The 15,097-nt window shown below is 67.8% G+C and carries 8 protein-coding genes and 1 pseudogene; 6 read left to right on the top strand and 3 right to left on the bottom strand.

The genetic code is table 11. The annotated features are described in order from the left end of the window. Window positions 1-49: 49 nt before the first annotated feature. Window positions 50-1,028 (top strand): annotated as a pseudogene (locus ACEI37_RS00640) (Bug family tripartite tricarboxylate transporter substrate binding protein). Between the two features lie 53 nt (window positions 1,029-1,081). Here the strand turns inward: ACEI37_RS00640 and ACEI37_RS00645 are convergent. Beyond that, window positions 1,082-2,008, bottom strand: coding sequence for a LysR family transcriptional regulator (locus tag ACEI37_RS00645; protein ID WP_373376844.1), 927 nt, complete (start codon window positions 2,006-2,008; stop codon window positions 1,082-1,084). Between the two features lie 208 nt (window positions 2,009-2,216). Further along, window positions 2,217-3,992: a sigma-54 interaction domain-containing protein gene (locus tag ACEI37_RS00650; protein WP_373376845.1), complete on the bottom strand. Its 1,776-nt coding sequence runs from the start codon at window positions 3,990-3,992 to the stop codon at window positions 2,217-2,219. Window positions 3,993-4,156: 164 nt separating this feature from the next. Here ACEI37_RS00650 and ACEI37_RS00655 point away from each other — a divergent pair, with 164 nt between their 5' ends. The 5 genes from ACEI37_RS00655 (at window position 4,157) to ACEI37_RS00675 (ending at window position 14,351) form a co-directional block, all read left to right on the top strand. Beyond that, complete coding sequence (locus tag ACEI37_RS00655; protein ID WP_373376846.1) at window positions 4,157-5,707, top strand: acyl-CoA carboxylase subunit beta; 1,551 nt, start codon at window positions 4,157-4,159, stop codon at window positions 5,705-5,707. A gap of 61 nt (window positions 5,708-5,768) precedes the next feature. Further along, a complete protein-coding gene (locus tag ACEI37_RS00660; protein WP_373376847.1) occupies window positions 5,769-9,086 on the top strand; it encodes a carboxyl transferase domain-containing protein in 3,318 nt (1,105 codons plus the stop codon). 43 nt (window positions 9,087-9,129) lie between these two features. Continuing rightward, complete coding sequence (locus tag ACEI37_RS00665; protein ID WP_373376848.1) at window positions 9,130-11,601, top strand: CoA transferase; 2,472 nt, start codon at window positions 9,130-9,132, stop codon at window positions 11,599-11,601. Window positions 11,602-11,647: 46 nt separating this feature from the next. Then, window positions 11,648-12,676 carry a tripartite tricarboxylate transporter substrate binding protein gene (locus tag ACEI37_RS00670; protein WP_373376849.1) on the top strand — a complete coding sequence of 343 codons (1,029 nt, stop codon included), beginning with the start codon at window positions 11,648-11,650 and terminating at the stop codon, window positions 12,674-12,676. A 274-nt stretch (window positions 12,677-12,950) separates the two neighbouring features. Continuing rightward, the gene (locus tag ACEI37_RS00675) at window positions 12,951-14,351 is read left to right on the top strand and encodes a 3-deoxy-D-arabino-heptulosonate 7-phosphate synthase (RefSeq protein WP_373376850.1); all 1,401 of its coding nucleotides are present in this window, start codon (window positions 12,951-12,953) and stop codon (window positions 14,349-14,351) included. Window positions 14,352-14,393: 42 nt separating this feature from the next. Here ACEI37_RS00675 and ACEI37_RS00680 read toward each other — a convergent pair whose 3' ends face one another. After that, window positions 14,394-14,879 carry a helix-turn-helix transcriptional regulator gene (locus tag ACEI37_RS00680; RefSeq protein ID WP_373376851.1) on the bottom strand — a complete coding sequence of 162 codons (486 nt, stop codon included), beginning with the start codon at window positions 14,877-14,879 and terminating at the stop codon, window positions 14,394-14,396. Between the last annotated feature and the right edge of the window lie 218 nt (window positions 14,880-15,097).

Raw genomic sequence — 15,097 nt, forward strand, 5'->3', positions numbered from 1 at the left:
GCCTTTCCCGAACAACCCTTTACAGAACGACAATACGGAGACCGATTCGATGGACCGTCGACTGATGCTGCGCGCAACCATGCTGGCCGCGCTCTGTTTTTCTCTTTCACCGGGCCTTGCGCAAGCGCAACCCATCGCCGGCGGCAAGCCGGTCACGCTGGCGGTGGGCTTCGCCGCCGGCGGCGCAGCCGATGCGGCCGCGCGGCTGATCGCAAAAAAACTGGCGGACAACCTCGGTCAGCCGGTCGTGGTCGACAATCGCGGCGGTGCCGGCGGCAATATTGCCCACCAACTGGTGGCGCGCGGTCCGGCGGACGGCAGCATGCTGCTGTTCGGCGATCGGGCCGCTGACCATCGCGCCACATCTGATGAAGCTGCCCTACGATCCGTTCAAGGACCTGGCCCCGGTCTCGGGCGGCGTGAATTTTCCCAATATGCTGGTGGTGCACAAGGGCGCCGGCGTGAACAACCTGGCCGAGCTGGTCGCGCTGGCGAAGAAGAAGCCGGGGGCCGTGGACTACGCGTCGACCGGTGCCGGCTCCGCCTCCCACCTTGCCGGCGAACTGTTCAACCAGCGTGCCGGCATCGAGATGGTCCATATCCCTTACAAGGGTGGTGCGCCGGCACTGCAGGATCTGCTTGGCCAGCGTGTGACGTCGTACTTTGCGGCACCGCCGACCGCAATGCCTCAGGTCGAGGCCGGCAAGCTGGTGCCGCTCGCCACCACCGGTCCGGTGCGGCCGGCGTACCTGCCCAACGTGCCTACCGTGGCGGAATCCGGCTACCCCGGTTTCGAGGCGCTGAACTGGTATGCCTTCGTGGCCCCGGGCAAGACGCCGGCCCCCGTCCTGGATCGCTGGAACCAGGAGATCGTCAAGGTGCTGAACGATGCCGGGGTGAAGGATGCCCTGAACAAGCATGGCCTGACGCCGCAGCCGACCACGCGGCCCGAACTGCTCGCGTTCATGAAGAAGGAGAGCGCGAAGTGGAGCGCGATCGTCAGGGAGCGGAAGATCACGGTCGATTGAGGCCGACGATCAGGCCGGGCGGCAGCGCCGCCGTGCCGGTCTCAATCCCGGTCTCAATCCTTGTGCAGCGTCGCGCCGAACCACGCGCCGTCGCGAACCAGGCTGCGCGCGGTATCGGCCAGCACGACCCGCGCCGCCAGCGCCGCAGGCGACAGCTCATCGTCGGAAAGGCTGGCCAGCAGGTTGTGCCGCCCGACCTGGGCGTCGGCCACCGGCGCGCGGACCAGCGTCGGATCATTGAGGCGCGCGAGCGCCGCGCCCGGCTGGATGGTGGCGCCAAAGCCGGCGCGCACCGCATCCATCAGCAGCGACAGGCCGTCGATCTCCGCCACCACGTTTGGCGTCACGCGCACCCGCGCAAAGGCCGCATCGAGCAGGGCGCGCAGGCCGTGGGTAGCGCTCGGCAGGATCAGCGGCAGCTCCGCCAGTTGGGCGAGCCGGGCGCGCTGGCTCTTCGGCAAGCCTGGCAAGCCTGACGCCCCCAGCACATAGAGCTTCTCGTCGAGCAGCGGCGTCACGCTCCAGCGGCGCGCGGTCTCGGTGCGGAACACGATGGCCAGGTCCAGCCGCCGCGCATTGAGCATCTCGCTCAGATGCCCCGATAACGCCTCGACCACGTGGACCCGCACGTCGGGATAGCGCGCAGCCATGGCGCGCAGAAAGGGCACGCCCAGCACCGCGGCGGTGGTCGAAGCCAGGCCGATGCTGACATGCCCGGACAGCCGCGCTTGCTGCGCGGCCCGAACCGCATCGTCGGCGTGGCGCAGCGTCAGCTGGGCCTGCCGCAGGAAGGCAAGTCCGGCATCGGTCGGCACCACGCCCGTGGACTGGCGCTGCAGCAGGCGCGTGGACAGTTCTCGCTCGAGCCGGCTGATCTGCTGGCTGAGTGCGGAGGTGGCGAGCTCCAGCTCGAGCGCTGCCTTGCCGAAGCTGCCGAGTTCGCAAACCTTGGCGAAATAGCGGAGTTGACGCAGTTCCATGGGGTATTCGGTGGCATCGCACTATGCGAGCGCCGCGGCGACGGGCGAGGCAGGCCGCCGATTGGGGCAGCATGCCGCGAATGGTAGCACCCGGCAGGAGGGCGGCGCGGATGGGGGAGATGGTGGTCGGGCGCGAACGGAAGGATCAACCGGCCTTCGGCCAGTTCAGCATAGCCGGCGCGGCGGCAGCCTCAGCCGGGCGGCGCCCCTATTTCGATCGCGACGCATGCGGTCCGCGCTCCAGGATCTTGTACAGGTGCGAGCGGGAGATCCGCAGTTGCTCGGCTGCGCGTTTCTTGTTGCCGCCATGGCGAGCGACTGCGTCCACCACCGCGGCATAGGCCAGCTCCCGCATGCCCGCGTCGGGCCCCGCAGGTACGCGATGTGCGGGAGTGGGCGATGGCAGGTCGTCCGTCGCGGCTGTCTCGTATGGATACGCTTCTTCGGGCGCATGCACAGCGGGCAGGCTTTGCCGTCCCGATAGCCCGCGCGCCGACTCGCCGCGCGCGAAATCCGCCACGCGCAGCGTCCGGCCATCGCAAAAGACCAGGGCCTCCTCGATGCGCTGGCGCAGCTGGCGCACGTTGCCGGGCCATGGCTGGCCCGCGAGATAACGCGCCACTTCGTGGTCGATGCCTGGCGCCGGCATGGCGTTGCGCGTGCAGAAGGCGTCAACGAAATGCTGGAGCAATGCCGGAATGTCCTCGCGCCGCTGGCGCAGCGCGGGGATGCGCAGCACCACGCCGCTGAGCCGGTAGTACAGGTCGAGACGGAAACGCCCGGCGTCGATCAGTTCTGGAATGTCGCGGTTGGTGGCCGAAACCAGCCGGAAGTCGACCCGCTGCGCGCGGCGGCTGCCCAGGCGTTCGACCATGTGGTCTTCGAGCACGCGCAACAGCTTGACCTGCATCTCCATCGGAATGTCGGCAACCTCGTCGAGAAAGACCGTGCCGCCCGCCGCCAGCTCTAGCTTGCCCGCCTGTCCCTGGCGCTGGCTGCCGGTGAAGGCGCCGGGCGCATGGCCGAACAGTTCGGATTCGATCAGCGTGGCGGGCAGGGCAGCGAGGTTCAGGCTGACCAGTGGTCGCGCGCTGGCCGGCTCGGCCCCGGCGCCGTGGATGGCGCGGGCCACCAGTTCCTTGCCGGTGCCGCTTTCGCCCAGGATCAGCACCGGCACGTCGAGACGAGCCACGGTCTGGATTTCCCGGCGCAGACGCTGCATCGGCGCGCTTTCGCCGATCAGGCCGAAGGTCGCTTGCCGTTCGTGCAAGCCGTGGCGAAGACCATCGACCTCGCGCTGGTAGCGCGCCACCTCGGAGCGCAATTCAACCAGCTCCTTGTGCATGCGGACCAGCGCCTCTGGCCCCTTGAACATGACCTGCCCGATGGCGCCTACCACCTCGCCATCCTGGCGGATCGGCATGCGGTTGACCACGCGCGTGGCGCCGTCAAGCTGCTGCAGCTGCCCGATCTCGGCCTTCCCGCTGGCCACCACCTGCGGCAGCCGCGAATTGGGAATGACCTCGGCCGCCGGGCGGCCGATGCCGCTGCCGGGGTCTAGGCCCAGGAATTTCTCGTGGACGGGACTGATGAAACGCACGCGTCCCGCCTTGTCGACCACGGTGATGGCCTGGTACGGGTCGTTCAGGAAGTAATCGAGGATCGCGCCGGCGAACGGCACCGTGCCCAGGAAGTCGAGCAGCACGGCCTGCGTGTCGGCGTGATGCAGGACGATCAGCTGGCGGTCGCGGTCTTGCAGGCACAGGCCGATGAATCGCCGGTTGGCTGCGTCGACGGGAAACAGCCTGCGTTGCGAACCCGGCGTGCCTGCGCGGGCGCATGCAGCGAACGCCGCGTCGGCGATGGCCGGCTCGGTGCAGGCGCCGAGCGCTGCCTCGCGGGTCCCGTCGCGGGAACAGACGAGCACGCCGAGCGCGAACCTGCCTTCTTCATGTGTCGTCGTTGAGGACACTTGTGTCTCCATGGGTGCCTGCTTTGTGGACACACTCTGTAGTCATTGGAGGCATCGTAATGGTGACAGAAAAATTATTCAATGAAATCAAAGGATAAATTAGCCCTGCTGGGCCTGGCACGGCTCCTGCGAGATGGTGGCAACACGTGTATCGGACGAAGACACAGGAGACGACAGTGAGCTGGCAGCCTGAAATCGATGAACTGGCCCACCGCCGACGGCTCGCCGCCCGGATGGGCGGCGAAGGGAAGGTGGAGCGCCACAAGGCGGCCGGCAAGCTGACGGTGCGTGAGCGAATCGACACCCTGGCGGACCCCGGCTCGTTCCGGGAGGTCGGGGGCCTGACCGGCAGCGGCCGTTACGACAGTAACGGCCGGCTGGTGGACCTGGTTCCGTCGAACCTGGTGATGGGCCGCGCGCAGGTCGGCGGCCGCGCCGTGGTGCTGGTGGGGGACGACTTCACCGTGCGCGGCGGTGCCAACGAGGGCGCGGTGGGCGACAAGCTGATCCACGCCGAGAAGATGGCGCACGACTTGCGGCTGCCGATGATCCGTCTGGTCGACGGCACCGGCGGCGGCGGTTCGGTGCGCAATATCGAGATCAAGGGCCATACCCTGATTCCCACCATGAAGGTCTGGCAACACGTGGTCGAGAACCTGTCGGTGGTGCCGGTGGTATCGCTGGCATTGGGCTCGGTGGCGGGCATGGGCGCGGCGCGCGTGGCCGCGAGCCACTATTCGGTAATGGTCAAGGAAACCTCGCAGTTGTTCAGCGAGGGCCCGCCCTCGGTCGTGGCCCGCGTGGGCGAGGCACTGAGCAAGAACGAGCTGGGGGGCAGCCAGATCCACACCCGCAACGGCGTAGTGGATGACGAGGTAGGCACCGAGCAGGAGGCCTTCGCGCGCGCGCGCCAGTTCCTGTCCTATCTGCCGCCTTCCGTCTTCGAGCTGCCGCCGCGTGGCGAGTCCAGCGACGACCCCGCGCGCCGCGATGAATGGCTGCTGTCGGCGATTCCGCGGGACAGCCGGGCCGACTACAACATCCGGCCGATCATGCAGGCGCTGGTGGATGCCGATTCCTGCTTCGAGATCGGCAGGCACTGGGGCTGCGCCGTCATCACTGCGCTGGCCCGCCTGGATGGCTGGCCGGTGGCTGTGATCGCCAGCGACCCGTCGTTCCATGGCGGCAGCTGGGATAGCAACAGCGCCGAGAAATTCACGCGCTTCGTCGACATGGCCCAGGCCTTCCACCTGCCGGTGGTCAACCTGGTCGATACGGCCGGGTTCCAGGTCGGCCTGGACGCCGAGAAAGCCGGGATCATGCGCTACGGCGTGCGCGCGCTGTCAGCGCTCTACCAGGCCACGGTGCCGTGGTGCTCGGTGATCCTGCGCCGCGCCTATGGCGTGTCGGCGGCCGGCCACCAGCACATGGGGCGCTTCAATTTCCGCTATGCCTGGCCCTCCGCCAACTGGGGCGCATTGCCGCTCGAAGGCGGCCTCGACGTCGCCTACAAGGCCGAGATCGAAGGCGCCGACGATCCGGTGCAGAAGCGTGCCGAGATCGAGCTGCGCGTGCGCAGCCTGACGTCGCCGTTCCGCAGCGCCGAAGCCTTCGTCATCGAGGACATCATCGACCCGCGCGAGACCCGCACGCTGCTGTGCGAGTTCGCCAACCTGGCGGCGCCGCTGCGCGAAACCGGGATCAGCCGGTTTGGCATCCGGCCCTGAACGGCCAGGCCAGGCGTCGCCGGCACCGCTCAGACATCAACATACAAACGAGGAGACTGCATTGAAGAAGCTGTTGATCGCCAATCGAGGGGAGATCGCGCTGCGCGTGCTGCGCGCCGCACGCGATCTCGAGATCGGGACCGTCTCGGTCTATTCGCAGGACGACCACGGCGCGCTGCACCGGATCCTGGCCGACGAGGCGGTTGCCCTCGAAGGGGCCGGGCCGGCTGCATACCTCGACATGGCAGGCATCCTCGCCGCGGCAAAGGCATCCGGCTGCGATGCGATTCATCCGGGCTATGGCTTCCTCAGCGAACGGGCTGATTTTGCCCAGGCCTGCCACGACGCCGGCGTCCGCTTCATCGGCCCCACGGTCGAGCAGCTCGCGCTGTTCGGCGACAAGGGGCGCGCGCTTGAACTGGCGGCCGACTGCGACGTGCGCGTCATGCCGGCAACACGCGGCGCGGCGTCGCTGGAGGAAATCGCCGGCTTCTTCGACCAGCAAGGCGGCGCGGGCGTGGTGATCAAGGCCGTCGGCGGCGGCGGCGGCCGCGGCATGCGCGTGGTCCGCCGGCGCGAAGACCTGGCCGAAGCCTATGCGCGCTGCCGTTCCGAGGCGAGCTCGGCGTTTGGCATCGATGCCGTCTACGCGGAACGGCTGGTTGCCCGCGCGCGCCATATCGAAGTGCAGATCGCCGGCGACGGCGCGCACGTGATTGCCCTCGGCGAACGCGACTGCACCTTGCAGCGCCGCTTCCAGAAGCTGGTGGAGATCGCCCCCAGCCCGGTACTGAAGCCGCAGCTGCGCGAGCAGATCATCAAGGCGGCGCTCAGGCTGGCGCGCCGCGTCAACTACGAGAGCCTGGGCACCTTCGAGTTCCTGGTCGAGGAAACCGACTCCGGCGAGCAGAAGGACTTTGTCTTTATCGAGGCCAATCCGCGCCTGCAGGTCGAGCACACCATCACCGAGCAGGTCACCGGCGTCGACCTGGTCGCGCTGCAGATCGGGATCGCCGCCGGGCAGACGCTCTCCGCTCTCGGGCTGGATCCGGCTGCGCCGCCGCAACCCCGGGGGTACGCCATCCAGGTGCGCATCAATGCGGAGATGACCGATGCCCAGGGCCTGGCGCGTCCCGCACACGGCCGGCTGGAGCGCTTCGACCCGCCTTCTGGCCCTGACGTCCGCGTCGATTCGCATGGCTACACCGGCTATGAACCGTCGCCCAATTTCGACACCCTGCTGGCCAAGCTGATCGTCAGCAGCGCAGCGCCGAAGTTCGACGCAGCCGTGCGTCGCCTGCAGCGCAGCCTGGCGGAGTTCCGCATCGCTGGCGTGCCGACCAACCTCAACCTGCTGCGCGCGCTGGTGCAGCGCGAAGATTTCCTGTCGCAGGATGTCCATACCCGGCACTTCGAGGCGATCGTGCCGGAGCTGACCGCGGCGGCGGAAGCCATTGCCCAGGCCGGGCGCGCGCACGAAGCCTTGCTGGGCGGCGCGGCCCGTCCTTCGCAGCCGCTCGCGCCGCGCCATGCCGATCCGGAAGAGGCAATCAGCGAGGGCCTGGTGGCGGTCCGCGCGCCGCTGGCGGGCAGGGTGGTGGAGATCGGCGTCGCGCTGGACGCAATCGTCAAGCCAGGCCAGACGGTTGCGGTGCTCGACGCCATGAAGATGGAGCACGCCATCGTCGCCGAATGCGGCGGGCGCGTGGTCGACCTGCGACTGGAGCCGGGCGCGCTGGCGTCCGACAACCAGGTGCTGATCGTGCTGGAGCAGCTCGAGGCGGATGGCATCGCCGTGGCCGCCGCGCAGCAGGCCGATCCCGATGCGATCCGCGCCGACTTGCAGCGCGTGCTGGACCGGCATGCCTACCTGGACGACGCCGCGCGTCCCGATGCCGTCGCCAGGCGCCGCTCGCGCGGCCAGCGCACCGCGCGCGAGAACGTTGCCGACCTGTGCGATCCGGATACCTTCGTGGAGTACGGCGCGCTGGCGCTCGCGGCGCAGTCGTCCCGCCGCACACAGCAGGATCTGATCGTCAACACCCCGGCGGACGGCCTGATCACCGGCATCGGCAATATCAACGGCGAACTGGTCGGCAAGGAGCGGGCACGCAGCGCGGTGATGGCCTACGACGCCACGGTGATGGCCGGCACGCAGGGCAAGCGCAACCACATCAAGACCGACCGCATCGTGGAGGTGGCGTTGCGCGACAAGCTGCCCCTGGTGCTGTTCGGTGAAGGCGGCGGCGGCCGGCCCGGCGACGTCGATTTCCCGTCGGTGTCCGGGCTGTACCAGCCGTCGTTCGCCGCCTTTGCCGAACTGAGCGGCAATGTGCCGGTGGTGGGCATCGTTTCGGGGCGCTGCTTCGCCGGCAACGCGGCCTTCCTCGGCTGTTGCGACGTCATCATTGCCGACAAGTCCGCCAATATCGGCATGGCGGGACCGGCCATGATCGAAGGCGGCGGCCTCGGGATTTTCAGCCCCGAGGAAGTCGGGCCCGCATCGGTGCAGGTTGCCAACGGCGTGGTCGATATCCTGGTCGACAACGAGGCCGAGGCCGTGCAGGCGGCGAAGCACTACCTGTCGATGTTCCAGGGGCGCGTGGCGCACTGGAGCGCGCCGGAAGCTTTGGCACTGCGCCATGTGGTGCCGGAGAACCGGCTGCGCGTGTACGACAGCCGCAAGGCCATCGAGGGCATCGCCGACGTCGGCAGCGTGCTGATGCTGCGCGCCGGCTTTGGCGCGGGCATCCACACCGCACTGGCCCGCGTGGAAGGCCAGCCCGTCGGCATCATGGCCAACAACCCCTATCATCTTGGCGGCGCCATCGATGCGGACGCCGCGGACAAGGCCTCGCGCTTCATGCAGCTGTGCGATGCGCACGGCCTGCCGATCCTCTCGCTGATCGACACCCCGGGGTTCATGGTGGGGCCGGAATGCGAGGCCCGGGCACAGGTGCGGCACGTGTCGCGCATGTTCCTGACGGCGGCCAAGCTGCGGGTCGCGTTGCTGGCGGTAACGCTGCGCAAGGGCTACGGCCTGGGCGCGATGGCCATGGCGGGCGGCGGCTTCCGCTCGGCAAGCTTCACCGTGTCGTGGCCGACCGGCGAATTCGGGCCGATGGGCCTGGAAGGCGCGGTCAGGCTGGGCTTCAAGAAGGAACTCGAGGCCGTGCCGGATGGCCCCGAGCGCAAGGCGCTGTTCGACAGGCTGGTGGCCCAGTCCTACGAGCGCGGCCACGCCATCAACACCGCGGCCGCCGTCGAGATCGATGCGGTGATCGACCCCGCGCAGACCCGGAAGTGGGTCGCACAGGGCATCGCCTCGGCGGACCTGCGCGGCCGCAGGGAGCGCCGCGGCTTTGTCGATGCGTGGTAAGCGCCGTGCCCGACCAATCCCTACACAGAGCCAAGAGGTTTCCATGATCAAGCATGGGTTGGATCCGGCGCAGCTGGCGCTGGGCGGCTTGCGCGTGCTCGAAGTCGGTAGCGGCCCCGCGCTGGCGTACGCGGGCAAGCTGTTTTCAGACTTCGGCGCCGAAGTCATCAAGGTGGAGAGCCCGGCGGGCGACGCATGGCGGCGGATGCCGCCACTGGTCAGCGCACCGGGCGCAGCGCAACCGGAAAGCGCGCTGTTTGCATGGCTGAACACCAACAAGCACAGCGTTACCGTCGATGACCGGAACGCGGGGGACGGCGCGTGGCTGGCGCGGCTGGCGCTGACATGCGACGTGGTGCTGGACGCCCGTGCGCTGGCTGAAGGCCTGCGCATTCCCGGCACGCCGGTGTGGCAGCAGGCGGCCGATGAAACCCCAGGCCACGAGCCAATCGAGGTCGCACTCACCTGGTTCGGCGAGAGCGGGCCGTACAGCCATTACGCCGGCGCCGAAGCCGTGTGCCGCGCGCTTGCCGGCGCCGTGCACGGCAGCGGCCCGGCGGATGGGCCGCCGCACATGCCGCACGACGTGCAGTCGGCGATCGTGGTCGGGCTGAGCGCATTCTCGGCCGCCGTCGCGGCGCTGATCGGAAGCGGGCAGGGCAGCCGCCGCTATGTGCTGAGTGCCCACGAAGCAGTCTTCGGCGTGGTCGAGATGGAAGCGGGCATGGTGCAGGACAAGCGCCATCCGCTGCAGCGCCTTGGCGTCAACCGGTTCTGCGGCACGCATCCGGCCGGGATCTACCAGACCGCCGAAGGCTGGATCGGTATCTTTACGCACACCCTGCCGCAGTGGAAGGGCCTGTGCGAGGCCATCGGCCGTCCGGATCTTGGCGACGACCCACGCTACGCGAGCGGCCCCGAACGGATGGAACGCGCGGACGAGATCGACGCGCTGCTGATCCCCGCGTTCCTGACGCGCACGGCCAGGCAGTGGTTCGAGATCCTGGGCGACAAGAAGCATCCGGCCGTGATCGTGCCGACCATGGAGACCCTGCTTGGCCAGGAAGTGCACAGGCAGCGCGGTGCCTTCGTGCCGGTCGCCGTGGGCGGCGCATCGTTCGAAGGCCCGGTGGTGCCGCTGCGCCTCGATGCCGCGGGTCCGCTGCCGGGCGGCGTTGCGCCGGAAAAGGGCGCGCATGACCTGCACTACCGCACCTCGGGACTGGATCATCGCCCGCGCCTGCTGCTGAGGCGAACGGCAGGCGAACGCTTGCCGCTCCAGGGCATTCGCGTCGTCGACCTGACGATGGGCTGGGCGGGGCCGCTGGCGGCGCGGACGCTGGCCGACTTTGGCGCGGAGATCATCAAGGTCGAAAGCACCGGTTATCCCGACTGGTGGCGTGGCGCCAATTTCACCGAGGCGTTCTATCGGGACAGGTTGTACGAGAAGAACTCGAACTTCAACCTGATGAACCGCAACAAGCTTGGGATCACGCTGGACCTGACGCGCCCTGAAGGCAAGCAGTTGCTGCTGCAGCTGGTAGAAAGCGCCGACGCAGTCATCGAGAATTACTCCGCCGAGGTCTTGCCAAAGCTCGGGCTGGACTATGAAGCCCTGCGCGCCAGAAACGAACGGCTGGTCATGCTGTCGATGCCGGCCTTCGGCCTCGGCAACGCGTGGAGCAATACACGCGCGTACGGCGGCACGCTCGAGCAGGCCAGCGGGCTGCCGCTATACACAGGCCATCCCGATGGTCCGCCGGCCATGACGTCGTACGCCTATGGCGATCCGATCGGCGGCCTGAACGGCGGCGCGGCGATTCTGCTCGCGCTGTTTGCGCAGCAAGCGACGGGGCAGGGGCGGCACATCAACCTGTCGCAGGTAGAGGCCATGTTGCCGATGGCGGCACCGTTCCTGCTGGAGCAATCCGTCTCCGGCGCCGTGTCGCCGCGGCAGGGCAATCGCCATCCAATACATGCCCCGCATGGATGCTTCCGTTGCGCAGGCGACGATGCGTGGATCGTGCTGACGGTGACCGATGCGACCTGGCCCGCGCTGTGCCGGGCGATCGGCCGGGCAGAACTCGGGGCCGATCCCCGTCTGGCGCAGGCATCGGGACGGCGCGCCGAGGAGGACAGGATCGAGCAGGCGATCAAGTCATGGTGCGCGGTCCGCGACGCCGAAGCGGCAATGCACCAGCTGCAACACGCTGGAATTGCCGCCGGCGTGGCGCGGCCCATGTCGCAGGTGCTGCAAGACCCGCACCTGCGCGCCCGCGGGTTCTGGCGCGAAGTCGAACGCGCCCACATCGGCACCTACACATCCAGCACCGCATGGTTCCGGACCGGCCGCGACCCCGTGCCTATCCGCCATGTCGCGCCGACGCTGGGCGAACACACCGAAGCGGTGCTGCGGCGCGTGCTCGGACTGAGCGCGGACCAGATCGCAAGCCTGGAACAACAGGGCATTACCGGCACCGTCGCGAAACCAAAGCGGGCAAAGGAAACGGCCTAAGCCGTGCAAGAGTCCAGAAACGCCATTATTACGATACGGAGACGACATGAACAATCCGACATGGATCCAGCGCTGCCAGGCCGGCGCAAAGCCCCGCAAACTCAGCATGGCGGCGGCCGCGCTGGGCATCCTGGCCACCACCATGGCCGCGCCGGCCGCGGCCCAGAATACGGGCTGGCCCAACAAACCGATCCGGATGATCGTTCCCTTTCCGGCGGGGTCGTTCACGGATACCGTGGCCCGCGCTATTTCGGAGCGCCTGACCAGGTCCCTCGGCCAGCCAGTGGTGGTGGAAAACAAGGCTGGCGCGAACGGACTGATCGGCGTCGGCGAGGCCGCCAGGGCCGCGCCCGACGGCTATACCTTGCTGGTCACCAACTCCAGCAGCATCACCATCAACCCGCAGATCTACAAGAAGGGCACTTACTCGCCGAAGGACTTCACGCCGGTCACGCTGGTCCTCGAGGCGCCTTTCATCCTCGTCACCAACCCTGACTGGTCGCAGAAGAACGCGGTCGGTTCGGTGCCGGAGTTGGTGCGCTACGCGACGCAGCATCCCGGCAAGGTCAGCTATGGCTCGGCCGGACCGGGCAATATCGCGCATCTCAGCTTCGCCATGCTGAACAGCCGGGCCAAGATCAAGACCACGCATATTCCGTACAAGTCCGCGGCGCAGGCCCAACTGGCCGTGATCAGCGGCGAGCTGGATACGGCCTTCGACACCTGGACGGCGCTGCCTCAGATCAAGGCAGGCAAGCTGAAGCCGATCGCTGTCAGCGCCTCGAAGCGGATGGCGCAGTTGCCGGAGGTGCCAACGCTGGAGGAGCTTGGCATCTCGCCCTTCAACGTGACCTTCTGGATCGGCATGCTCGCACCGGCCGGCACGCCGCCGCAGATTGTCCAGAAGCTTCATTCGGTCACGCAGGGCCTTCTCGAGGACAGCAAGGCGAAGACGGCGCTGGGCCAGCAAGGCGACGTCGTGATGATCGATCCGGCCAACTTCGCAAAGCGCGTGGTAAAGGAAGAGGAGAATTGGACGGCGGTGATCCAGCGCGAAGCCATCACGCTCGATTGAGCCGGCAGGCGGCACGGCGAGGCAATGACCCCTGGCCTCGCCATGCCTGGCGTCTCCATTGCATTCAACCGGGCAGGCTGAATACCATGGGCAGCGCCTTGGGCGGACATTTCTACTTAGCCAGAAGCGGACATTAGAATCTGGCGCCAACACGCGGGTTTCGCATAATATGTGTTATGTCAAATCAAGTTGATACCAGCCAGCCGACACCCCCTTGTACAACCCACCCTGAATTACCGAGACTTGAGGCCTGATTCGTGCGATAAGCCCGGACATGGACAAGCCCAAGCTGCAACCACAGCCCTTGCTCGACGCGACCCTGCGCGCCGTTCCGCGCCGCTATCGCCTGCCGCAACTCGACGATGCGTTTTCGCCAGCGCTCGATGCCAGTCCTGCGACGGCGCTCGCACTCGTGATCGAACAAGCCCGCGCCGCGCTGGCGCGTGGTGAAACGCCGGATGCGGCCTTGAAAGTTCGCTTCACCAGCGCGCTCGCGCGCATGGTGCGGGACGCGATGCGCGCGGATGGCGGCGATCCGGTGTTCCAGGCGATGGTCCTGCGGCATCGGGCCGCGCCGGTGCGGGAGTATGCGTCGCTGTCCGCGCGCGCGGACCAGGACCGTCGCGCTATTCACGCCGCCGTCAATGCGGTCGCCCATCCCGGCAAACAGCAACGCCTCGGCCCCGGCTCGCAACGCGAGGCGCTGGCCCGGTTGCATGCATGCGTCGGCGCCGCAGCCTGGGACGAGGTTCGCGATGCCGCGCAGCGACTGCTTGAAATGCCGCAGACGCCGGAGTTGGCGGGCGCACCGCAGGCAGAACGCGCACTGGCCCAGTTGCTGGAACACCCGGCCCTGGCACGTCTGAGGCGCCTGGACGCGCTGGCGTCGGACCCGCTCGTCGTGGAATACCGAGCGCTGTGGGACCGCTACGGTCCACGCTCGGGCAGCGCTTCCGCCGTCGCGCAGGGGCTGTCGTCACGGCAGCGTGGCGATGCCGCGGAGGCGCTGGCTGCGCAGGCGCTCGAGGCTTTCGCACAGCGGCTTAACGCCTCGGCAGGTGCATCGGCACCCTACCGCGTGGTGACGTCGATGCGCGTACCGGCTGCGATCCCGGCCGCGCATAAACACGCCAAGAGCGAATGGGATGTGGTGCTGCTCAGGCAATCTGCCGCGGCAAACGACACCGCTGGAGGCACTCCGGCCTGGGATGTGTGCCTGCTGGTCGAAGTCAAGGCCTCCGTCGATGCTGCGACTACGGATTTTCCGCGGCTGCTGCGCGGCTTGCGACTGCTTGCGCATGCGGACAAGGACGTCGTTTATCCGTTTGCGACCCGGCAAGGCACGGTGCCGCTGCGCGGCGCCGCGCTGCGCGCCCTGCCCTCGGCGTCCTCGGCCCTGTCCCGCACCGTGCTCTATTGCTGCGACGCGCCTGCCGAGCCCGCGCCACGCATGCTCAGCGCCGCCAGCCGGATGCAGTTGCTGTCCGCCACGCCGACGCTGGATTTCGCCACCGCACTGACGGAGGCATCGTCTGCCGACGCGCGCGAGCTCGAGCCGGTCTGGCAGGCGCTGCTGGAAGCGCCCGGCTGGCGCGCCGTGCTCGACCAGTACGCAACGCTGCGGCAGGTCCGTGAACTGATGGTGCATACGGACGACTTGCTGGCCGCGGTGTAAGCAAGGCGCGGCCGATTCAAGACGCGCGCCGGCATGATCGACCTACGATCCGCTGCCCGGACGCGGCGCCAACAGGTCTTCGAAGAAAAACGCCGCCAGCTGGTGACGTCCGTTGACCTTGGCCTTGGCATAGAGATTGGCGGCGTGCTGCCGCACCGTCTTGGCCCCGGTCTCGCGCACGCCGGCGATTTCTTCCAGAGACAAGCCCTTGACTAGCAGTAATGCGACGTCCCTTTCGGCCGGCGTCAGGCCCCAGCGTTCGAACTGCTCCTGCATCGATTGCAGGAAATCGCGCGTGGACCGTTGTGCGGCCGCGTCGCGTTCGGCCGCCGCGCGCACTGCGGCATCGGCCGAATGCTTGAGCGTTTCGAACGCCTGCAAGGCGCGTCGGCGCTCGCCGATCACGATGCCGAGGATCACCAGGAACGCAAGCGTCGCCGCGGTTTCGGCATAGAAGTGGAACGACGGCCCGCTGCTGACAAGCTGGTACAGGTCCCATGCCTGATAAAGCGGGAAGACGGCGAGCATGAGCAAGAACTTTGGGGGCATAGGCGTTCGGTCTCGGGCCGGCCATGGCAAGCCGGCTGGGAAAAAACGAGCATCACGGCGGACGCGTAATGTAACTGATTCTCAATAACAGGCCAAGACCCGTAGCGGCGAAACCGCCTTCAGAAGTGGCTCGGCAAGCACAAAGTGGCTACCGGACACATGTCCCGACCCTGGATGATGTGCTGCGGATGGCACCT

This window comes from Cupriavidus nantongensis (assembly GCF_041726985.1).
In the GTDB taxonomy this organism is placed as follows: Bacteria; Pseudomonadota; Gammaproteobacteria; order Burkholderiales; family Burkholderiaceae; genus Cupriavidus; species Cupriavidus nantongensis_A.